Raw genomic sequence first — 21,265 nt, forward strand, 5'->3', positions numbered from 1 at the left:
AGTATTAGCTTGATTTCACATTGCTGAATGTTTTCTCTTTCGAGTATTTTGGACAGCTCAGTTTTCTCTCAAGATCATCAACAGATTGGTGCATGAAATGGCCACGATACGATTTGCCATTGTGGCGAGCGTAGTCATCCAGTACGCCAAAAGATTCGAACCCCCAATACGACCACAGCTTGTGTGCGACCGTTCCCTCTCGAACATCAAGCGTTAGTCGACTGACGCCAATTTCCTTTGACTTAATTACAATGCGTTGGAGAGCCTCCTCTAAATACCCCTTTCCTCGATAAGCGTTTGCAATCACGCCTTTCTGTAACTCCGCGAGATGGTTCGTCGTTTGCAGCGATTGTTGGATAAGCAAGCAGGTCACAATAATCTGACCTTCGATGCTGCCAACCAGTAAGTGCCCACGGCCTTTTAAGATGTGCTTTAGATTATTTAGATAAACCGATTTGTCAGCGCTATCTGCTTCATCGCTAAAACCCAGAATGGCCTCATCTTGAGCAGTGCTTCTTAACAGGCTCCAAAGGTCATCACCAATGACATCAATTACCAAGGGAGAGTCAATCCACGAATAATTCATTTGCATTTTCAGCTCCTTTTATTGCCTTATGCTGCAATTGTTTTTAATGCCCAAAAAGGCTAAAAACGGACTCAAATGCGGCGGAAAGATGACAAGCTGTGTAACCGAAGAAGGGCGGGAGAGCCCGATGGCGCCCCCTGGGTACGCTGGATCAGTCCCATAAATACCTCCAAGAGTGGCCCGGCTTGCTCAATTGCGGTTTAATGCGCCAGACACTCACTCGCCTGCAGACACGCCTGTCACTATGCACACGGTCACATCACCCGAACAAAACGTCTCCGAAGTTGAGATAGACCAGGCAATCCGCGCAGGCATCGAGCGCTACTTTGACGACTGCCGGGCGCGGGTACCGGCGTTTATTGATCGTCATTTCCACTACCCCGGAGCCATCGCAACCAACCGGATGGCGCTGGGATGGGACATGTTACGGGCACCCATCAATCTACTATGGGCGCCGGTGTACGCCCTGGCCTGCCTGGTGAAAATTCTGGCTCCCAAACGAACAGGCCTGATGTGGCTGCACGGTTTGGTAAATCGTGTCGCTGCCGGTTTTACCACCCGCGTACAACAACACATCTCGCACCTGATCCTGGTGGACCTGTTGAACAATGGTCAGGAAGACCCACTGCTGGAGAGCTATCTGATTGAGGCGCTGGAGGCGGTCTATGAGCGCCATACCTGTGAGCCGGTCGATCACCAGCGGTTCAGCAGGTTGATTGAACCGCTGGTCGCGGACGCGCTCAGCCAGTACCGGGTGACCCGCACGGCGTCTGCCGATATCACCAACAGTATTTCATGCACGGTGTTGGGCGCGTTTGCGTTCCAGAAGTTTACCCCGGGTGGTATCGGGCTCGGAGTGGTGCTTGCGTCCATGGTCGCAAAGACCCTGGCCGCCAGGGACTTTATCCTGGGTGAAACCATCGGCGGGTGGTACTACAGCGTATTCCCACCGGAGCCTTCGCTGGCGACGACGGCCATCGTTATGGTCGCTGTGATGGCCGCATTGGCGGCGTTTGCGGCCTTGTCCGGTGTTATCTTCGATCCCGTACAGGCGGCGGTCGGTTTGCATCGCCGGCGCCTGCACAAGCTACTGGATCACCTGCAGAGGGACGTGTCACTCAGCACTCAAAGCAGCTTTCGCCCGAAAGACCAGTTTGTGGCGCGGATTCTGGACACGTTCGACATGATCAGATCGGGTTTACTCTAGCTCACGGCGCTCGACAAACACCGGTTGCCCCGGGCTGGATGGGACTGAGCGAATAATTGAAAACTATGCTATGCAATGCCTCTTAATTAGCGTACCGTCTCTCTCGTTGGAAAGATTTAGCAAAGCATTTCACGAATAAGACCTTTTGTGTTGCCACACCTTTTGTCCTGTTTTTGATTCCGCACGTTTTTTTGTTTCCCGCATACCGCTGATCAAGGATCACAACGATCTCTTGACGGCACATTATTGATTAATTTCAGGATATTTATTATGTCTACAGTTAAAGGCAACGTTAAGTTCTTCAATGAAGCAAAAGGTTTTGGCTTTATTACTCGTGAAGGCGACGCGGACGTTTTTGTTCACTACAGCTCTATTCAGGGTAGCGGTTTCAAAACTCTGGCCGAAGGCCAGGAAGTTGAATTCAGCGTGACCCAGGGCCAGAAAGGTCCACAGGCAGAGAACGTTATTGGCCTGTAAATAACAGCCAATACGTGATGTAAAAAGGCAGCCTCAGGCTGCCTTTTTTATTGAATACCGAAAACTGTACCATTCATTAGCCACTTTTCAGATTAATCTGCTTTGAGCCTGTAGAGGCAAATTGCCCACTTTTACCCTTGCCCACATACTCAACCGCCCCGCCGGACTTTAAAAAAGCAGCCGTCTGCTCCTCAATCATGGCGGTCGTTAACGTAGCTTTTACGGGTTTCTTGCTCATCATATTCCCCAGGTTAAATTTGGCTTGTTCGCCAACATCAAACGACCATCATATCCGAAACAGGAAAAAATTGTTGATCAGTTCTCCTCGAGGGCCTGACCGACACTCTGCTCTGCGTTCTGCCAGGCCTCAGAGAGCTTGTCGAAGGCGTCGTTGAAGCCTTCTTTCATGGACTCCCAGGTAAAATCGGCACTGTCCTGCATACGCTGGTGCCATTCCGCCACCCGTGTCCGCTCCCGGTGCAGGGACGCCAGCGCAGTCTGCGCCTGGGCCCGGGCTATCTTGTCGGCCCCATCCCAGCCCTCCTGCAGGCGATTCTCCAGGGTTGCGGCACGGGCATCGAGGGTGCCGAGCACGTCCTCGATGTTCATCATCAACCGTTCCCGCCGCTCGGCGGTGAAATCCGACAGCTCCTGATTGAGGCTCTGAACTTCCTGCCGCAATGACTCTACGGTCGCCTCGCCGTCATCCTCCGCGGCCTGTGCCAGTGGCATCACCATAGCCAGCAGCAGGGCACTGGCCTGAAATCGCAATGGGAATCGCACTATCTAATACCTCTTCTGAATAAAAATTGAAAATTCCAGTCCTCTTAGGAAACGATACCCAACCAAGAACAACGACAGGAGGCTAAAGCCTGTTGATCACTTTACCCTGTTGGTGCAACCAACGTCTCCAGTCCAAATCCAACATACTGACCCCGCCAATGTAATTATCATCCACCAGGTAATACGCAAGGGTACGATCACCCCGGTTAAAATTGTGCATCAGCCGCACCACAAAGTTACGGCGGGTCGGCTTGGAAAGTAGGAAACCAAGGAACTGGCCGGCCTGGGCCCGCAGGCTGCTGGCCCCCGACATATCTGCATGTCGCCACTTATTGCTGGGTAGTTTCAAAAACTGTTCGATGCCCGTCAAACGGCCCTGTTCACGGGCCTGAGCGACAACCCGCCGGTTGTCCTCGTGACGCTGAAAATACAAACCCGTTTGATCACGCTCCAGCACCTCCATCTGCTCGGCAAGCCCTTCATTCAACCAGGCTGGCGCATAGGGAACGATGGTATCGACGACCGCGTGACTCACCTCGTGCTTGATCGTTTTGAAGGTGCGGCTTCTGTTTTTCTGCACATAAACGACTATCTGATGTTCTGACGATATATACACGCCGTACGACGCAACCGCCATGCCTTTTTTCTTGCGAACAAGGTAGTTCCGGTACTCAGTTCTATCCTTCAAAATCAATATATTAACGGGCACTGTCCTGTACATGTCAAAGGACATCACACGATCAAAAAACTCATAGACATTGTTCACGCCGTCAACAATCTGCCGGCTCTCCTCGTCGCTCAACTCCACATCGACTGCTTTAATCCTGATATCAAAACGCGACCATTTCGACGCGCCTGGCTTCACGTTGACCACTTCCTGATCAACGCTGCGGTCTTCCCGGTCACTGAAATGAACCTTCCCGTCTTCATCAACCCATTTATAAATCTTTGCATAACTTATGTTTGCAGCGATCATAAAGAGCGAAAACACAAGGACTGGATGTACGGCTTTCCTTAACCTTTTAAACATTGCGCTTCACCCGGAGCCGCCCGGCTCGGGCTTCTCCTCATCAAGCCAGGTACCGCAATATTTACAGTAGTTGGCGTCGGTTTCATGCCGATGTTTACCGCATCCCGGGCAGGCTTCATCGGAATAACGTTCCGCACGCAGGGTGCGAATAACTTCCGCGGAAAAAACGCCGACGGGAAGCGCAATAATCGAGTAGCCCGTCAACATGATCATCATGGAAATAAACTGCCCCCAGGGCGTAACCGGCGTTATATCGCCATAGCCCACCGTCGTCAGTGTCACGATTCCCCAGTAAATGGATATAGGAATACTGGTAAAGCCCGCTTCGGCCGGCTCAATGAGATAGAGAAGCGAAGAGAAGATGGTCACGAGCATCAGCACTGTGAACAGAAAAAGCAGGATCTGGGCCCGACTGCGAAGCAGTGCGTCCAGCAGCAGCCGGCCCTCGCCCACTACCGTCATCATTTCCAGCACCCGGAACAGGCGCAAGGTACGCAGCAAGCGCAATACGACGAGAGTCTGCGTACCCGGGAACAAAAGTGCCAGCCAGGTTGGCATGACTGCCAAAACATCAATAACCCCGTAAAAGCTTTTCAGATAGAGCTTCGGCTTCTCCAAACAATAAATACGCAGGCCGAGTTCAAGAGTGAACAGCAGCGTTACACCCCATTCCAGCGCATAAAAGAGCTCACCGAAGCGGGCATGATATTCCGGAACACTGTCCAGAAGAATAATCCCGACGCTGAGAAATATCAGCAAAGCCAAAAAAACATCAAAGCCTTTGGCCAAGCGGGTGTCTGATTCAAAAATGATTTGAAACAGACGCTTTTTGATTCCCAGGCTGCCCGGTTTTTCTGTCGCCATCTACGCTGCCTCTTTACCTGTCATTCAACATCCCGGGATTCCGATGGACTTACAGATACCGGCCGCCGGCACCAATCGCCACCACGATCAGCCCAAGAATCAGGTTGGCGCCTACCAGCTTGCGGATCTGTCCCACCTGGCGCCCGCCTTCCTGGGGGTCCTGGTTGGCAACGGCCTGCTTCAGCCGCCGGAAGGGGGCAAAATAGACGTGAAAATAGATCAGGATCATCACAATCCCCAGCCCCTGCATGACGTGGATATGCCAGCCGGCACCCGCCATGCCACCGAACACGCTGAAGATCATCCAGTAACCGGTCACCAGCAACAGGATCACGGCCGCCCATACCCACCGGAAAAACCGGGACAGGGTGTGACACCAGAGCACGCCCCGCTGCGATGCCTCAATCACCTCAACCACCGCCGGCCGCATGGCCATGTAGGCGAAAAACATACCGCCAACCCAGATAACGGCAGAGAGAACATGCAGTGCGACAGCCAGACTCATAAAGCGATTCCCGAATGAAAAATGTGTGTGATGAGGATAAGCTTCATTCCGCCTCAAAACCAGTGTGACACCACGGCGGTGATATCCTCGAAAACGCCGGCGCCGAGTTCCTCGGCCCTCTCGCGATCGGACTCCCGGTACTTGCCGGTTTTCACCAGCGCCGCCTCAAGCCCGGCCTTCCGGGCGCCGCCAATATCCGCTTCCACATCATCGCCGATCATCAGGCAATCGCCCGGCGCCAATCCCATGCTGTCACAGGCCTCATGGAACATGGCTTCGCCAGGCTTGCCAATGATGGTGGCCTCCACCCCGGCCGCATACTCCAGGGCGCGAATGAAAGGGCCGGCATCCAGGTGCAGGCCGTCGGATTGCTTGAAGTAACGGTTCATGCCCACCGCCAGCAGGGGGACGCCCTCCATCAGTAAACCGAAGGCCTGATCCAGCCGGCGATAATCGAAGCGTTCACCCGCGTCACAGACCACGACCGCATCGGCATCCGAGAACGGCGCCGATTCGAATTCCTCCTCGACGTCGGGATGCACCAACAGCCAGGGTTTCAGATTCCGGGCCTTCAGGTAGCGTGCAACAGCGGCCGGAGCCGTGAGCACCTCCTCCTCAGTGGACTCGAACCCCAATTCCCGAAGCTGCTCCAGCACAGCCCGGGAGGGCTTGCGAGACGTATTGGTGAGAAAACGGACGGGCACGCCGGCCGCGCGTACCCGGGCAATGGCATCCCGCGCGCCGGTCACCGCCTCACCGTCTTCGTGAAGCACACCGGAAATGTCGATACAGAGTCCCTTGGGCTGTGGCATGGCGTTTTGATCTCCTCCGGTTGACCGCTGCTTACTTCATCGAGCTTATCCGGGTACGCCGCCAGGGGATAGGCCACCTGCTTGACCTCAGCCAAGCGGGTGCGGGGCTTGACGGCTTAACCAACCACACATTAGCCTTTCACCCAATGGAATGACTACCCTCGAACGGAATCAACTATGAATCACCTCACCAGACTCGGCGTGGTCCTCACGCTTTGCTTCGCCACAAAGGCTTGCTCTGCGTCCGAGCTCAAACAACTTCCCGCTGTTCAACAGCGAGACGCTGGCGCCAGCATCACCGTAAACAGAGTTGGCCACCCAATTGATTTGCCATTAGCAACGTTGGCGGGCGCCACTTTCGTAGGTAGTAATGGTGAACTGATTCTATACAACGACAACAAAGGATTGTACGCGTCTGTCGTCACTCCCGAAGATTGGGGAAATCCCCCCATTCAAATGAACACGGCGCCCAAACTGATCTTCAATCGGGAGGTAGATGTTGTAAAAGATGCCACCTTTCGTGAGGAGCTCAAAGGCATTATCCGAATCATATTAGAACCCGCCGACCAGAAGGAGCTAAGGATTGTGCAGGTTGGTGAGATTACGGCATATATTGCTTTCAACCCGGAAAAAACAACCATCATGCTCACCTCTCCCAACAAACCTGACCTGTTCAGCCAACTGGTACTGGATGGCTTCAGCTGGGAAGAAATCGAAGAGGAAGTTCTGAAAGGAATCAAGGGAAACTGACATGCTATCCAGACAGGAAAAGGAAGACCTGATGACCGTTATCGATATTCTTTTCGATGACAACCAGTTACGCGCCGTTAAGAAAAGCTTCAACGAAAGGACGCTCGAACTGGTCGAACAAGCAATGGAAGAGCTCGTCAAATGCAACGCCAACATGAAAGAACTGGTCATGGGGCTAACGATGGGACTGTCGGTGTTCACTCGTGGTTGGCTCAAACAGTCCCTCGATAAAGTTGCTCAAGCCCTCCGAGATAAACGACTACAATTTGATGGTATGGCTTGCAGGAATCAGGTCGCGGCAAATTTCGTTCGGCCGATTTACCTATCGGCATTTTAGGTAATCGGTCAGAGGTGGTTATGGCAGAAGCCCCCCTAAGAGACCTTGAGCTTATGATCAAAGCATTTGCCGTATCCAACTACCGCAGCCTGAAAAACATTGTCTCTCCCCTATCTGGCCTCAACGTAGTTACCGGGCCCAACGGCTGTGGCAAATCCAACCTGTACAAGTCACTGCGATTGCTGGCTGAAACCGCGAAAGGCAACCTGATCTCATCGATTGCGCAGGAAGGCGGGCTCGATTACACCTTCTGGGCCGGGCCCGAGAAATTCACCAAAGGCATGAAAGACGGCTCCTCTCCCGTTCAGGGCTCTGCCAAAACACAAAACACCCGCCTAAGGCTGGGCTTTGTGGGCGAAGACTTCGGTTACGCCATCTCATTGGGGATGCCGGCACCGCAGGGATATGCAGGTTACCAAGACCCGTCCATGTTCCAGTTCGACCCCGAGATAAAGCGTGAATGCATCTGGGCTGGTGACGTCTGCCGACCCAGCAGCTGCCTGATCGACCGGGTCGGGCCGGTGGTGAAAGTGCGCTCCGGTCGCAAGTGGGAGGTCTATAACGCCCACCTCAATAGCTACGAAAGCATCCTGAACGAAATCAGTGATCCAGTTGCCGTACCTGAGGTCCATGCCGTCCGGCAAACCATCCGCAACTGGCGCTTCTACGACCAGTTCAGAACCGACCCTCACTCCATCATCCGCACACCGCAGATCGGTACACGAACCCCGGTGCTTGATCACGACGGCCATAGCCTGGTGGCCGCACTGCGAACCATACACGAGATTGGCGACCGGCAAGCCTTGTACGAAGCGATTGAGGATGCGTTTCCCGGTGCAACCATCAATTTTGAGGCGGACTCCGGAAACCGCTTCCTGTTGCAGTTTCTACAGGATGGGCTCTTGCGCCCCTTAAACCAGGCGGAACTATCAGACGGCACGCTTCGCTACCTGTTGTTGGTGGCAGCGTTGCTCACGCCCAGACCACCCTCCCTGCTGGTGTTAAATGAGCCGGAAACCAGCCTGCACCCGGATTTGCTTCCGGCCCTGGGGCGCCTGATCATCCGTGCATCGCGGGAAACCCAGGTTTGGGTGGTTTCCCACGCGCCACGCCTGGTTGCCACTCTGGAAGGGGATGGTGACTGCAACTCTATTGCGTTGAATAAGGATCTTGGCGAGACGGTTATTCTGGGGCAGGGATTGTTGGATGAGCCGCCTTGGCAGTGGGCGGATTAAGAAGAGCCCTATTCATGACCATCGACCGTGAACGCCTTGCAGCCCTTGCTGCGGAACCCCACTTTTACCAGGGCAAGTATCGAAACCTGGAACGCGTAGAGCAGCATGGCCTGGGGGATTTCCTGCGCTGGCAACTCGCCCCCGGCCGCCGTTTCCCACAGGGTAAACGCTACACGCTGCTGCGTCCGGATGGCCACTTGCTGATGAATCCGCCGACAGCGCCGCAGCTGACCTGGCTGGGGCATGCGTCATTCCTGTTCCAGTATCGGGGCCTGAACGTGCTGACCGACCCGGTGTTGTCGGACCGCGCCAGTCCCTTCCGGTTAATCGGGCCGAAGCGGTTCACGCCCCCCGCCCTGACGGTGGCGGACATGCCGCCAATCGACCTGGTGCTGATTTCCCACAATCACTACGACCATCTCGACGAAGCAACGGTGCGCCAGCTGCACCGACGTTTTGGGGCTGACCTGTGCTTCTGTATTCCCATGGGACTGCGACGCTGGTTCGAGAAGCGCGGCATCCACAACCTGGTGGAGCTGGACTGGTGGCAATCAACGTCCCTGACCGACGAAAACGAAGTGTTCTGCCTGCCGGCCCAACACTTCAGCGGACGAACCGCCACGGACACCAACACCTCGCTGTGGTGTAGCTGGCTCCTGGAAATGGACGGCTTTCGGTTCTATTTCGGCGGTGATACCGGCTATGGTCAGGTGTTTCGCGACATTGGCGAGCTGTTTTCCCCCATTGACCTGGCGCTGCTCCCCATAGGCGCATACGACCCGCGCTGGTTCATGGCCCCGGTGCACGTGGCACCCGAAGAGGCGGTCAGGATTCACCAGGATATTGGCGCTCGCCAGTCTGTTGCCATGCACTGGGGCACGTTCGTGTTAACCGATGAACCCATGGACGAGCCACCCCGGCGACTGCGGTTGGCATTGGAGAGACAGGGCATCAGTGAGTCGGCGTTCCGGATAATGCAACATGGGGAAGTGTGGACGCCGCTGTCCATGCTTCAGCCTCGCCAATAAGCCTTGCTGCGCTCATCCATCGGAAAGAAATGCTCGATCCGCAAATTCTGAGCGGTGACATCCAGGGGCGTGCCGATGGTTGCGATGGTGGAAAAGATTCTGAGCTGTTGGTCCCCCAGATTCAGAGTAAACGGAATCGCCGGGTAGTCCAGGTGTTCCACCACGTGGCTTTTCCAGTTTTGCGGGACGCCGGGCACAGTCAGTGCCTGTTCCAGCAATCGGTTAGGCTGATCCCGAAAGGGGCCTGCAAGATGCTCATGGTAGACACGTTGCAGCATGTGGCAGGCGATATTCTCCCAATCGCCCACAAAGAGTTTCATGCCGTGGTCATCCAGCAGCGACAGCAGAAAGTTTGGCCGGGCCGGAAACTGAGCACCCAGCTCCACCATTCTTACCATCATCTCCTGCATGGCCTGGTTGGCCATCACCAGATAATACTCGTGGTCGAACACCACCGCCGGGTACGGCAGGTGCCCCTGCAACAGGTGTTCAAGCGCTTCCTTGATCATGGCCATGCCGGGCGCGCTCAAATCCTGATCGGAGTAGACCTGGCTGTAACCCGCCGAAGACAGCAGGCGGTTGGTCCCGGCCAGGTCCGCTTGCAGCATCTGCGCTAAATGCAGAACCATGCCTTTGCTGGGCTTGCTTCGGCCTGTTTCCAGAAAGCTGATGTGTTTTGCCGACACCTCGCATTCAAGGGCGAAATCCATCTGGCTCAACCGTTTACCCTGCCGCATTTCTCTAAAAAGCGTACCGAAGGCGCTCATCCTATTTCCTGTGAATGTCCGAGTGTTCAGCGATTGTCGCCCTAGAGGGTAGTCTGCACCATTACCTCACAGGTAATTGAGCTTATCACCGCCCGGGTAGAAGCTTTGTAGCGTAGTCAAACACATTGCGAAACCCGATTGAGGTGATCCCATGAAAAACCTAGTCCGTCGATTCAGTGTGAAGCAAATCCTCCTGAGCGATGTATTCCTCTCCACGCCCCTGGCGTTGGCTCTGATTCTGGCCGCTGAGCCGATTGCCCAGTGGGCGGGAGGCCCCGGCGCGACCTTTTACCTGGTGGTTGGCATTGTAATGCTGCTGTGGTGCGTGGATATGGTCGCCATGGCCATCAATGAGCGGTGGCAAGAGAAGTACCTGAACCTGATGATTGCTGCCGATGTTACCTGGAGCCTGCTGTCCCTTGACCTGATGGTGTGGTTTGCGGCAAGTCTGCAGCCCCTGGGTTGGGTGCTGTTCGCCCTGAACGTGCTGGTTCCGCTGGACATGGCATGGATGAAACGGGTTGCTGGCAGTAAGCCGCAACAGCCGGCGTTCGGATAATGATTCAGCCTCCGAGCTGATCGCGTGTGGCTGTGCGTGTCCCGCCAGCCACACAGGCGATCGAAGCGGCCTCCCCCTTCAAAAGCCTTATACTTCATTCGCCTTCCGGTAGTGACCCTGATAATCAAAAATCCGTTCCTGCACCTGCCAATAGTGCTTCTGCTTCCGGGCAATCACAAAATCCGGCGCCGGCAACAAGACCTCTATCTCAAGCACCTCACCAACCCTGCTGAACTCTTTCGGAGCCTGCCCATTCGCGAAACGACGCCCGAACAGCTTGTTAAAGACATTACGCTGAGCCGGCCTGCTGAAATCAAACGACTCGCTGAGTTCCTCCCCATCTTCACCGTGATAGGTGATCCTCAGTTTGCTCTCACCGCCACTTAACGAGACCCCGGCGCAACGGATCACCATGGCATCCTTGAGTTTCAGCGCATCTCTTAGCTGATCATCCGGATCGATGATGGCTTTGTGGCACTGATGACAGTTACGGGCCGCAATATCGTTCTCGCCACCGCAGTGCGGGCACTCCTTGAACCGAAAACGGTAATCGCACTGTTGAGGGCGCCCCTTCTGCACGTCAGGTTTATCCTCTTCAGCAGACCCAAGCAGCCCCTGACAACGGCGTCCGTAGTGCTCAATCACACCGCCGTCGCTGTCGGTTATGCCCCAGAAGATATTGGCAAAACCACAGCCCGGGCAGAACACCTGCACCGGTTCACTGTCGAGGTTCGGTTTCGGCTCCCCTACTTCCGGGTGATGCAGGTTCACATGGTTGCCCGCGTAATCAATCACTAGGCAATCCTGCTTACCTTCGTCCAGACGAAGACCGCGGCCCACGATCTGCTGATACAGGCTGACCGACTGGGTAGGACGCAGAATGGCGATAAAGTCCACATGGGGCGCATCAAAGCCCGTGGTGAGCACGGACACATTCACCAGATACTTTAACTGCCGCTGCTTGAAGCGCTGAATCAGCAACGCCCGTTCGGTCAGATCGGTCGCGCCGGTTACCAGGGCGGTCTGGTGGTCCGGCAGATAGCCGGTGATCTCCCGCGCATGATCCACCGTTGCAGCAAAGATCATCACCCCCTTACGCTCAACCGCGAGCTCCATCACCTGCTCAATGATGGCCCGCGTCACACGCTTATGTTTGCTCAGCAGCTGGTTGACGTCTTTCTCGGCGTATTCGCCAAAGCGATCCTGAGACAACGCGGAGAAATCGTATTGCGCCACCGCCGCGTTCACCAACTCAGGCCTGGTGAGATACCCGCGATTGATCATATAGCTCAACGGCAGTTCGTAAATGCAGTGCTGAAAGGGCTTGCCCTCTTCACTACGAACAAAGCCCCGGTAGTGGTAGCGATAGATCCAGCCCATGGCCAACCGATAGGGGGTGGCGGTTAGCCCGAGCACCTTGAGGGAGTCATTCTGCTGCCGCAGCAGCTCGATGATCCTTTGATACTGACTGGTTTCATCGCCACTGACCCGATGGCACTCATCGATGATGATCAACGAGTATTCATCCCTGAACTGATCCAGATTCGCGGATACCGACTGCACACTGGCGAAGGTCACCTGATGCCGGCTTTCCTTACGTTTCAGCCCGGCGGAGAAAACGCCGCCCATTAACCCATAACTCTGGTATTTGGCGTGATTCTGCTCCACCAGCTCTTTGACGTGGGTCAGCACCAGAATCTTGCGGCGGGCAAGACGGGCCAGCTCGGCAATGACCAGGCTTTTACCCGCACCGGTTGGCAGCACGATGACGGCAGAATCATCCGATTGGCGAAAATGCCTCAACGTGGCATCGACCGCTTCCTGCTGGTAAGGCCGCAGCGTGAAAGGCGCATTCATGTTGCAGGGCTTGATCGATCAATGATGCCCACCCGGCCCATGGGCATGGCCGTGCGCAATCTCTTCCGCATCTGCATCCCGCACTTCGATGACTTCGATATCGAAGGTCAGGGTTTTACCGGCCATCGGATGGTTGGTATCGACATCGGCAAACTTGAGGCCGACCTTGGCGACCACAACATGACGCGGGCCCTGCTCGGTTTGCACCTGGGCGACCATGCCGGCCTTCCAGCGTTTGGCACCCATCAAATGCTTGACCGGCACACGCTGCACGGCGTCGGCCTTGCGCGGACCATAGGCTTTATCCGGAGTGACGGTGACGCTGAACGTATCGCCGGCCTCGCGACCTTCCAGGGCTTCTTCCAGCCCTTTAATAATGCCGCCGTGGCCATGCAGGTAGGCGTTCGGCTCGCCACCACGGGAGTTTTCAACAACGTTGCCTTGTTCATCACTGACGCTGTAGTGAAACAAGACCACCTGATTCTTTTCGATTGGCATAGAGTTCTCTGCGACGGTTCAAAGTTCGCCATTATAACCAGCAGCGGCGCCAGAAACGATGGTAAACACCGGCGCTCAACGGCCACGGCCCCCGTGCTTTATAGTCGCCGTCCAGGCCGCCTATCTAATATGCCGAGTTGATAAGCACAACTTCCTGAGCTTAGATTAAAAGATCATCCGGAATTCTGTATTTCGTGGCGCTTCAGTCTCCTTATCAACACAACGCCATTGAGAGAAGCGGCGATGAGACGCTCAGACAGGACGTTTGTTCCGTCTGAAACATCGTATGCGAAGGAGAAATCTATGAAAAAGCTACGTTCACTCGCCTTTTATGCCTTGATCACACCGGCCATAGCCCTGGGTTCAGCTGCTGTGCTCGCCCAAGAAGGCGGCAGTGGGGATAAGGATCTGGGAGAGCAGGATATGGACCAACATGCTGAACCTGAGGATCAGAACTCTGAGCTACACGAGGAGTCCACCAAGTCCAAATACAATACAGATGACGCAACTGGCACAAATGACCCGGAAACGAATAACCAGTCTGGCAAGCAGAAAAAGGAGGATCGGGAGTCTACTTCGGATAATGATATGGACGAGTAACCCTATCGGACCTGAGCTCAATACCCCTCGTGATAAAAGCCTGGGTGTGTCGAATTGACCGAGCCGGCAGTTCGATGATGTCACCCGCCACACCATCTTCGTTCACCTCCTGCAGCGGCGTGCGCAGGCTTAACCAGCTGTTCGGAAACCCTCACCAAACAGCCCAACGCCGCAGCCCTCACAGTAGTTTTTTGAGTAAGAAACCCTGAGCGCAGAGGGCTCAAACTTTTTCCGACAGCTATAACAACTAGGCTTAATCATCTCGGGCTCCGGGCAAAAACGACGGCGATTATGTTTCTTGTCCCAGTTTTCTGAAGGGCTAAAAAATACAGATTCAGACTTTACAAATTAATAATCCTCGACAAAGCTGAACTCGCTGGAAGCCAAGGCAGGGACGTCGCTGAAGCAAGCGCATCCTGCTGGCAAGCTTTGTAAAAAAATGGATGCAGGCTAGTCTTCTTATCCCTCACCAAGGGCGTAGCGAAGTCCTGATTGACAAGGTTGTCTTGCCCTCAGTGACGTGGTCATACACGGGCCCGGTTGTATTGTCTGACGAGTCTACCCTGGTGGGTAACGATGACACGGATGCTGCTGATACAACAAGAAAGGACCCACCATGTCAGAGGAACTGCGGTTACGCATTGACCCCAAAGAAAGCATCGACACCCAGGAAGCAGAATCTCTTCAGGTACGCATTACCTACCAAACGCCCGGTAAAGCCGAAGAAGAGCAAAGCATTGGGCACCCTGCCAGTGAAACCGTTCGCCTGGACAGGCATGCTCGTGCCGAAACAACGATTCAGCCAATTGCCGTTAACAGGCCCATCAACGCCATTCTCGAGAATCGACAGGGGCTGGAGATTTCAGATCTCGGGACTATCTCCCCGGACACCGAATCTGATTCGTCTACCGCAAAACTGGTGATTACGGCAACGGTTCTCAAACAGGCCCTGGCGCGCCTGACCCCGGACGAGCAACCGGTACTGATGCGTTCCGGCCGGTTTGTCCGCCTGGGACAGCCCGACCAGCGCTTCGACAAATATACGCTCAGCGTTGATCTGATAGACACCCCGGCAAAGCATGACGCGCTCAAGGCTCTGCTTCAGCAATCCGAAGATGAAACCCTACAAACCAACGCCAGCCAGCTTGCCCTGGTGCCGGAGACGGCTGACCAGCTTGGCGCGCTGTCTTTAACTGCCGCAGACCTGAAGTTCGACGGTAGCTTTCATATCAAACGCCCGTTCAGTCCCGGCAGCGAGGCGCCGGGTTGGGCCTGGATGCTGAATGGCCCTGAACTGATCATTGGCTACAGAGAAGACAGTTCCCTGCGCCTGCCACAAAGCGACCTTCGGCTAATACTACCGTGGAGCGAGACTCAAAAAGACGGTGCGGAAGGCAGCGGGCCTGACCCGGCAAAAGGCGAAAAGAATCCTCCCCATGACGTGGATGAGGACAGCCTTCTGAATGAGCCGGACATGTTCAGTGATGACCCTGGCTCTTTCTGCAAACCGTTCAGCAATCCGGCCCGAATTCTGGGGGAACGGCGTTTTCATACGGTTTTCCGGGTCGAGCAACCCGAAATTGAGTCCACCTCCAACACAAAACCGGATTATAAAGGGCTGATGCATCCCAAAGATGCCAGTCAGCCAATGGTGCTGATGAATGCCATGGTGGCTGAAACCGGCGCTGAAACGCGCAATATGGAGTCCGACCTTCCGAGAATCCACAACTTTGCAGGCAGCATCAATCGCTTCCTTCCCCAGAACGGCGCAGCGTTGATACCGCCGGTAAAAGCGATCGACTTCCTGCCACTGCCAAAGGCCGCCTGGCTGAATCGCCGTCAACCGGTGGGCCCAGGCAACCCCATTGACTGGGACGGCGACTCCACCCAATACCAGGCGCTGTCGGTAGCCGGCGGACATATCATGGAATGGCGGGTGCAGTGGCGTTCAAACGGATATTCATTAGGAGATGTGGCACACACTCTGACCCTTGCCCCCCGCCAAACCCGCCGTATCGTCAAGATGGACTGGCGCCGTCGGGAGGAAAGCAGCCGTCGCGAGCGCAGCGGCTTCCGTGAGGAGGTCGCGCAAAGCACCTTTCGGGAGCGCGATTACAGCGACGCGGTGCGCTCCAACATGAACGAATGGAGCAAAGGCGGCAGCAAGTCGCAAACCACCGGTGCGGCCGGGGGCATCGGCTTTGCCATGGGACCAGTGGTAATAGGCGGTGGCGCCTCCCATGGTCGTGCCAGCTCTAGCAGTTGGCAGAAGGGCGGGCGCAGCGTGGCCGCCGCAGAAGAACAGAGCCTGCGGGATGCGGTTCGCCAGTACGGGGATTCCCTTCGACAGTTCGAGAGCACCGTGGTGAATGAGGTCAGCCAGGAGGAAACGGTCGAAGGTGTATCAGAAGTGGTACGCAACCCTAATTACTGCCATTCCCTGACGGTGATCTACCACGAAATTCTTCGCCATATGCGGGTCGACACGGTTCTGGCGGGGGTTCGGGAATGTCTGTTCGTACCTTTTTCAATCCGGCCATTCACCCTGCCCCGTCTTGCCCGGTGGCGGGATGTGTTCGAAGACTACCTGAAAAAACCGGAACTTCGCTGGGCCCTGAAATACGCCGACGATATTGCCAACAACTGGAACGGCGTGGACGAACCGCCCGATGGTTCCCGGATGTCCCAGAAGCTGGAAAGCCTGTCCGGGTCGATCTACATCAAACTGGGCATCGAGCGGCCAAGAGACGAAGTGGTATCCGAAGATATTGATGACCAGCTTAAAGAAGAAGGAGCCGTCGGTGAAAAAGTGACCACAAAAGTCTGGCAGGCCTATGCCGGCATTCTGCCCTTCCCCGTGGGCCAGATCGTCGCCCGCATCCGGGATTACAGCGCCGCCCAGCGTGACGCCTACTTCCAGCGGGAAATTGCGCCCGGCATGGCCCGGCGCTGGTGTGACCGGCTGGAAATCGAGAGTGACAACGGCGCACTGGAAGGCGCCGACTTTACCCTGGTCGGGGAATACCGGTTTAACCGGACAGTTCGGGTGGACTTCACGGTTCCTGCTGATGCCCTGGAGGATACTTCCCGGGAGGACATTACCAGACTGATTTTCTCGGCAGCCGAGGACCTGCCCAAGGGGTCGGTTGCCAACGTGACCAGTGCCACTGTCGAATTCCATACTGCACATTACCATCGCCGTGTCAGAGCCGCGCGGGGCACCCATGACCTGATCGCCCCGCCCGCCTACGACGACGATTCATCCCGCCCGGCGGCTTCCGAGAGCGCAACGCTGTCTTTCAAGCCGACAAACTGGGAGAAACAGAACCCCAGAGACGAAGCTGAGAAAGCCATCGAAAAGGTTCTGGGGCACATCAACGATAATCTGCACTATTACCACAAGGTGCTCTGGTGGACGATGGACCGGGACGAGCTTTATATGCTCCTTGACGGGTTTGCCATCTCCTCCAGTGACCGGCGCTCGATTGCCTCGGTGGTGGAGCGGGAGCCCATTGCCATACTGGGTAATTCACTGGTGTTCAAAGTGGCTGCTGGCGCCTTCCTGGGCATCAATGGCCATGAAAGCTATCAGGAGGCATTTGACTACTACAAAGGTGAAGGCGCGCCGGCGACACCCATGCGTGTAAGCCTGCCGACTGACGGGCTATACGCCCAGGCCATCATGGATCAATGCGAGGCCTGCGAGGAGCACGAAGGCTCCACCGACTGGGTGCTGAATGACGAAGATCCGGCACTGGCGGATTTCCCCAGCAACTTCTTTGATTCGCGCCGCAGCCAGCCCCAGAACATGACGCCATCGCAGATGCCGGATTCCATCATTAACCTGCATAACGCTCCCGCAGCGCCTGGGCCCCAAGGATTCAGCGATATTCTTAATACGCTGGGCAGCAACAACGCGTTCCGCGATATGGCTGGCCTGGAAGGCACTCAGGAAAACGCGCTGGGTGCCATGCAGTCGGCCTCAAATCTTGCCGGCCAGTTCGGCAATTTTGCGCTTCAGGCCCGCCTGGCCGACATCCAGGCAGAGCGGGATGCCGGCAAAAACTTTGATCGAAACCGGGCGGCCATTGACCGGGCCGTCGCCAAAGGATCGATGTCACAGGAGGATGGTGAACAGGCATTGCGGTCACAGGCTAATGAGATGGGACGCCAGCCATCAACAGGACTTTCCCGGGAATCACAGGATCTGGTCGAGCGCTTTGGATCCGATCGAAATGTGTCAGTTACAGAACAAACGCCGGACGGTGTCCGTTCAGTCAATGTCAGCGAACCAAGTCAGCTGATGCGATACGGTGTTGCCGATGCCAGCGGTGGGGCAGCCCCAGCCGTTCCCGCAGAGGAGCGGGACTATGAACCGCTTTCCGACCGATTTATCGTAGCCGACGATCACGCCTATCTGCGGGATCCTGAAGACGATTTCAACCCTATCCTCGATAACGCTGATGAGCATGTGGTTCTGCCCAGGGCAGAGGTGGTTCTGTTGGCCCGTGACAAGGACATAGCGCAGGTGGGCCGGGTCGTCGAAGCCGTTGATCCGAACAATGCCAGCTCTCTGGGGTGGACGAAGTTCAGTAACCTTGCGCAACTTGGTCACGGCGATGAGCAGGAATTCGACGTCATCGCGGATCGGGTCAGCAATCGAGACAGCGAATCCTTCCGCGATTACATCGATTACATTGCCTATCGGAACGACTACTTCGGCTCTCTTGATACCTATCTGGAAAAGCAGACACTTGCGGATGCCGAATACGATCAGCTTACCCGCGGGGAACGCCAGCGCATCGGCACTGCCAATGACACCCCTGAGTCCAGAAAGATTCTCTACCGTTGGCTGCGCGAAGCCTTTCACCGCCAAGGCATCAGCGATCCACTGGACGTCATCCGCAACGGATTGACTCAGGACATGCGCGATAAGCTGGATGCCATTCGCGACGCCTACGCGCCAGAGACATTCTCGGTGTCACAGGTTCTGGTTGTCAGGCCCAAGAAAAAGTACGGCCGATACCGGTTGGGAACATTGAGTAATCATGCAACCGGTACCGCTGTGGATATCACGCCACAGGATGCCAACCCGCAGATCCGCTCGGAGTCCTGGTCCCTGATCGAAACACTTGCGCAGAAGACGGTTGACCGTTCACGCGCTCGTTGGCTTCGGGAGCCCGGCAAGCTTTGGGATGATGTCAAAGCTCTCAACGACGCTTATAAAGCAAAGCTGGAAGAGCGCGTTGACGACGGCGAGCAGCTGAGCGACATTCTCAGCGGCCACAGCAGACTTCTGCGGGCGGCCCAAATTCATGGAGGCTTCTTCAATCTGCCTAGAGACCTCGTGGTCCTTTTCGCGCAACAGGACCTGATATGGGGCGTGACTTTCTCAAGCACGCCGGACCTTCATCACTTCGAGATAGCCTGATTCCAGGCGCTGACACCCGCTGACCTGAAAGGTCGGCGGGTGTTCGGCTGTCGGAGCCAGCGTTAAGTCAAAAGTCCATAAGGCCGCTCCAGAGCGGCAGTAGCTCGGGTATTCTTCCCACCTGGATATCAGCATGTCAGATAAATTTTAGTACGGGGCCACCCGTGTCGCGCTCAAAGAGGGGATGCCAAAAGGCAAATTTGATGGTGGTGCCATCAGTTTTAGAATGGAAGCGGCCTTTATCACCGCTTATGTGGGACAGCTTCAAGGTCGTTGCACCTGAAAGGTGTGCAAAGCTCCCAGCCTCATTCAAGCGGCGCGAGGAGATCCACTATCCTCACCAGCCTGCAAAGTCCATGTCATACCCAAAGCACGCCCAGCTTTGACAAGCGTTGTGATAGTTACACCAGTATCCTTCTCATCAAGAAGTCGGTTAACCACAGTTCGACTAGTATGCATTTTCTTGGCGAGTTGAGACTTGTTAACGCCGTTGTGCCCCATAGCCTGCTGGATCTGCCAGACAATTACTCGCTTCAGCGCCTCAGCTTCTACCTGTTCAAGTGTACCGTCGGATTCAAGCAGATCATCGAGAGAGCTGCCAACGTGCTTATGCTGTGTCATTTTCTTGCTCTCATTCAGACAAGATTCCACCGTCTTCAGGTCTGTTCCGATCACTGAACGGTCATCCTTATCCAGCCTTAGCAACCACTCTTTAACCGGCTCTCGACCATTGGCTGTTCTGTAAAATACGACTAACCATTTTCCTTGTCATACAACCCCTTCCTTGGAGAAAGCCAGTGTACCGAATTAGGTACATTTATGCCAGCCTATATCTTACCCCTCTGAGAATCAGCTCCTTCCGTCTTTTAGAAACTCTCCGAGATTTGCGCATTTGAAATTGTGTATTAACTGGTTGAAGAAAGAAGCCTCTACTCCGACTCTACAAGGTAGGGCTCTATAGCGGCTTTTAGCTCTGGAGAAGGAGTGTTGACTACCATTCTCTCTGAGACCACTTCATGCACAACCATCAGCGATACAGCTTCTTGGCCTAGTACATGGATCGTTACCATACTACCTAGCTACCAGACAAGCGGCCGCAATGACTTCGACAAATCAAAGCCCAATTGCTGCCGCAAACTCATTGCCTCCGGGGCCACAAGCAGCCACCCCAAGGCGCCAAGATTGGCCAGGACCGCCAGCCAGAAAACAAACTGATAGCTCCCCTTCCGTGTCTTGTGGCGAAAAACCTGCTGGGCCATCAGTGCACCGGGCCAGCCGCAACAAAGCTCGAAAAGGTGCAGCGTGTTCTCTGCGGTGCGTTGGCCACCCCGCTGCGCCGACCGTTTATCGATCCAATACATCACGAACAACACCAGACTCACCCCGCCGTAGGCAGCCAGGATCGAGACCGGCAGATAACCTTGTTGGAACAGCCCAGCCAGAATGGTGAAAAGTACCAGCACAACAGCAGCCGCCAGCCAGACTCCCGGAGCAATACTGGCGCCAACCTTTGCCGCCCCAGCATACTGGAACCGCCCTGCCCTCGGCCGGCCCTGAGCGTCCTTCGTGATGCTGTAAGTCACCTTGCGATTGGAAGCCGGCCGGCCCCGGCCTGCATAACTGCTGATATGAGCAAACACCCGTTCACCCCCGCCCTCCGGAGTAATGAAACCAAAGCCCTTGGCGTCATTCCATGCGGTGAGTAACCCTTTCTGATTCAATGCACTTCTCCCTTGGAACGGTAAGTCTCCTCAACCAAGAAGCGCTGATGAGGGCCACCGAGGATCCAGCCCTTCATGTTTTTGAGTAGATCTGTACAGGTTTTCTGAACCATCATGACCTGCCAGTCCAAAACCATAACAACAAGCCAGCAACCCCAAGAAGCACTGCAAAATGGATAGCCAGGTTCTTCTGGGTGGTTGGGGCGGGCTTTCTGGCG

Annotated in this window: 21 protein-coding genes and 1 pseudogene; 10 read left to right on the forward strand and 12 right to left on the reverse strand. The window is 55.3% G+C overall.

The genetic code is table 11. The annotated features are described in order from the left end of the window. Window positions 1-4: 4 nt before the first annotated feature. Window positions 5-592 (reverse strand): GNAT family N-acetyltransferase, encoded by a 588-nt coding sequence (locus ACJO5Y_RS11095; protein WP_406987200.1) that lies wholly within the window; start codon window positions 590-592, stop codon window positions 5-7. A 238-nt stretch (window positions 593-830) separates the two neighbouring features. On the opposite strand from ACJO5Y_RS11095, the gene ACJO5Y_RS11100 reads away from it, so the two are divergent. Together ACJO5Y_RS11100 and ACJO5Y_RS11105 are read left to right on the forward strand one after the other, a co-directional pair. Continuing rightward, complete coding sequence (locus tag ACJO5Y_RS11100; RefSeq protein WP_406987201.1) at window positions 831-1,793, forward strand: DUF6635 family protein; 963 nt, start codon at window positions 831-833, stop codon at window positions 1,791-1,793. A 270-nt stretch (window positions 1,794-2,063) separates the two neighbouring features. Beyond that, window positions 2,064-2,270, forward strand: coding sequence for a cold shock domain-containing protein (locus ACJO5Y_RS11105; RefSeq protein ID WP_406987203.1), 207 nt, complete (start codon window positions 2,064-2,066; stop codon window positions 2,268-2,270). A 76-nt stretch (window positions 2,271-2,346) separates the two neighbouring features. Here ACJO5Y_RS11105 and ACJO5Y_RS11110 read toward each other — a convergent pair whose 3' ends face one another. The 6 genes from ACJO5Y_RS11110 to ACJO5Y_RS11135 all read right to left on the reverse strand — a co-directional run bounded on the left by ACJO5Y_RS11110 (window position 2,347) and on the right by ACJO5Y_RS11135 (window position 6,264). Further along, window positions 2,347-2,508, reverse strand: a complete 162-nt coding sequence (locus tag ACJO5Y_RS11110) for a PFL_1563 family small protein (protein ID WP_406987204.1) — start codon at window positions 2,506-2,508, stop codon at window positions 2,347-2,349. 77 nt (window positions 2,509-2,585) lie between these two features. Beyond that, window positions 2,586-3,053 (reverse strand): hypothetical protein, encoded by a 468-nt coding sequence (locus ACJO5Y_RS11115; protein ID WP_406987207.1) that lies wholly within the window; start codon window positions 3,051-3,053, stop codon window positions 2,586-2,588. Window positions 3,054-3,135: 82 nt separating this feature from the next. Further along, a complete protein-coding gene (locus ACJO5Y_RS11120; RefSeq protein WP_406987209.1) occupies window positions 3,136-4,083 on the reverse strand; it encodes a DUF4124 domain-containing protein in 948 nt (315 codons plus the stop codon). Between the two features lie 6 nt (window positions 4,084-4,089). Next, window positions 4,090-4,947 carry an ion transporter gene (locus tag ACJO5Y_RS11125; protein ID WP_406987211.1) on the reverse strand — a complete coding sequence of 286 codons (858 nt, stop codon included), beginning with the start codon at window positions 4,945-4,947 and terminating at the stop codon, window positions 4,090-4,092. A 49-nt stretch (window positions 4,948-4,996) separates the two neighbouring features. Beyond that, window positions 4,997-5,452 carry a CopD family protein gene (locus ACJO5Y_RS11130; protein ID WP_406987213.1) on the reverse strand — a complete coding sequence of 152 codons (456 nt, stop codon included), beginning with the start codon at window positions 5,450-5,452 and terminating at the stop codon, window positions 4,997-4,999. 53 nt (window positions 5,453-5,505) lie between these two features. Then, window positions 5,506-6,264 (reverse strand): TIGR01458 family HAD-type hydrolase, encoded by a 759-nt coding sequence (locus tag ACJO5Y_RS11135; protein ID WP_406987215.1) that lies wholly within the window; start codon window positions 6,262-6,264, stop codon window positions 5,506-5,508. 177 nt (window positions 6,265-6,441) lie between these two features. Here ACJO5Y_RS11135 and ACJO5Y_RS11140 point away from each other — a divergent pair, with 177 nt between their 5' ends. Genes ACJO5Y_RS11140 through ACJO5Y_RS11155 form a run of 4 tightly spaced genes read left to right on the forward strand, consistent with a single transcriptional unit; the run spans window position 6,442 to window position 9,614 of the window. Continuing rightward, a complete protein-coding gene (locus tag ACJO5Y_RS11140; RefSeq protein ID WP_406987216.1) occupies window positions 6,442-7,014 on the forward strand; it encodes a hypothetical protein in 573 nt (190 codons plus the stop codon). A 31-nt stretch (window positions 7,015-7,045) separates the two neighbouring features. After that, window positions 7,046-7,351, forward strand: coding sequence for a hypothetical protein (locus ACJO5Y_RS11145; RefSeq protein WP_406987217.1), 306 nt, complete (start codon window positions 7,046-7,048; stop codon window positions 7,349-7,351). Window positions 7,352-7,404: 53 nt separating this feature from the next. Next, window positions 7,405-8,586, forward strand: coding sequence for an AAA family ATPase (locus ACJO5Y_RS11150; RefSeq protein WP_406987218.1), 1,182 nt, complete (start codon window positions 7,405-7,407; stop codon window positions 8,584-8,586). A gap of 14 nt (window positions 8,587-8,600) precedes the next feature. Beyond that, window positions 8,601-9,614 carry an MBL fold metallo-hydrolase gene (locus tag ACJO5Y_RS11155; protein WP_406987219.1) on the forward strand — a complete coding sequence of 338 codons (1,014 nt, stop codon included), beginning with the start codon at window positions 8,601-8,603 and terminating at the stop codon, window positions 9,612-9,614. Here ACJO5Y_RS11155 and ACJO5Y_RS11160 read toward each other — a convergent pair. Next, the gene (locus ACJO5Y_RS11160; RefSeq protein ID WP_406987220.1) at window positions 9,599-10,381 is read right to left on the reverse strand and encodes a helix-turn-helix domain-containing protein; all 783 of its coding nucleotides are present in this window, start codon (window positions 10,379-10,381) and stop codon (window positions 9,599-9,601) included. The two genes, ACJO5Y_RS11155 and ACJO5Y_RS11160, sit on opposite strands and share 16 nt — an antisense overlap. 151 nt (window positions 10,382-10,532) lie before the next feature. Here ACJO5Y_RS11160 and ACJO5Y_RS11165 point away from each other — a divergent pair, with 151 nt between their 5' ends. After that, entirely contained in the window at window positions 10,533-10,940 is a 408-nt protein-coding gene (locus tag ACJO5Y_RS11165) for a hypothetical protein (protein WP_406987222.1), read from the forward strand. 87 nt (window positions 10,941-11,027) lie between these two features. Here ACJO5Y_RS11165 and radD read toward each other — a convergent pair whose 3' ends face one another. Together radD and ACJO5Y_RS11175 are read right to left on the reverse strand one after the other, a co-directional pair. Next, complete coding sequence (radD, locus tag ACJO5Y_RS11170; RefSeq protein ID WP_406987223.1) at window positions 11,028-12,797, reverse strand: DNA repair helicase RadD; 1,770 nt, start codon at window positions 12,795-12,797, stop codon at window positions 11,028-11,030. Between the two features lie 18 nt (window positions 12,798-12,815). After that, entirely contained in the window at window positions 12,816-13,295 is a 480-nt protein-coding gene (locus ACJO5Y_RS11175) for an FKBP-type peptidyl-prolyl cis-trans isomerase (protein WP_406987225.1), read from the reverse strand. Window positions 13,296-13,598: 303 nt separating this feature from the next. On the opposite strand from ACJO5Y_RS11175, the gene ACJO5Y_RS11180 reads away from it, so the two are divergent. From ACJO5Y_RS11180 to ACJO5Y_RS11190, 3 genes and pseudogenes are all read left to right on the forward strand, one after another. Beyond that, window positions 13,599-13,895 carry a hypothetical protein gene (locus tag ACJO5Y_RS11180; RefSeq protein WP_406987226.1) on the forward strand — a complete coding sequence of 99 codons (297 nt, stop codon included), beginning with the start codon at window positions 13,599-13,601 and terminating at the stop codon, window positions 13,893-13,895. Window positions 13,896-14,511: 616 nt separating this feature from the next. After that, complete coding sequence (locus tag ACJO5Y_RS11185) at window positions 14,512-19,326, forward strand: M15 family metallopeptidase (protein WP_406987227.1); 4,815 nt, start codon at window positions 14,512-14,514, stop codon at window positions 19,324-19,326. A 163-nt stretch (window positions 19,327-19,489) separates the two neighbouring features. Continuing rightward, window positions 19,490-19,609 (forward strand): annotated as a pseudogene (locus ACJO5Y_RS11190) (hypothetical protein); the annotation flags it as partial. A 26-nt stretch (window positions 19,610-19,635) separates the two neighbouring features. Here the strand turns inward: ACJO5Y_RS11190 and ACJO5Y_RS11195 are convergent. Together ACJO5Y_RS11195 and ACJO5Y_RS11200 are read right to left on the reverse strand one after the other, a co-directional pair. After that, window positions 19,636-20,001 (reverse strand): helix-turn-helix domain-containing protein, encoded by a 366-nt coding sequence (locus ACJO5Y_RS11195; RefSeq protein WP_406987228.1) that lies wholly within the window; start codon window positions 19,999-20,001, stop codon window positions 19,636-19,638. A 404-nt stretch (window positions 20,002-20,405) separates the two neighbouring features. Then, window positions 20,406-21,047: a DUF1294 domain-containing protein gene (locus tag ACJO5Y_RS11200; protein WP_406987230.1), complete on the reverse strand. Its 642-nt coding sequence runs from the start codon at window positions 21,045-21,047 to the stop codon at window positions 20,406-20,408. Window positions 21,048-21,265: the final 218 nt, after the last annotated feature.

It is taken from the genome of Marinobacter alkalisoli, from assembly GCF_045449855.1.
Taxonomy (GTDB): domain Bacteria; phylum Pseudomonadota; class Gammaproteobacteria; order Pseudomonadales; family Oleiphilaceae; genus Marinobacter.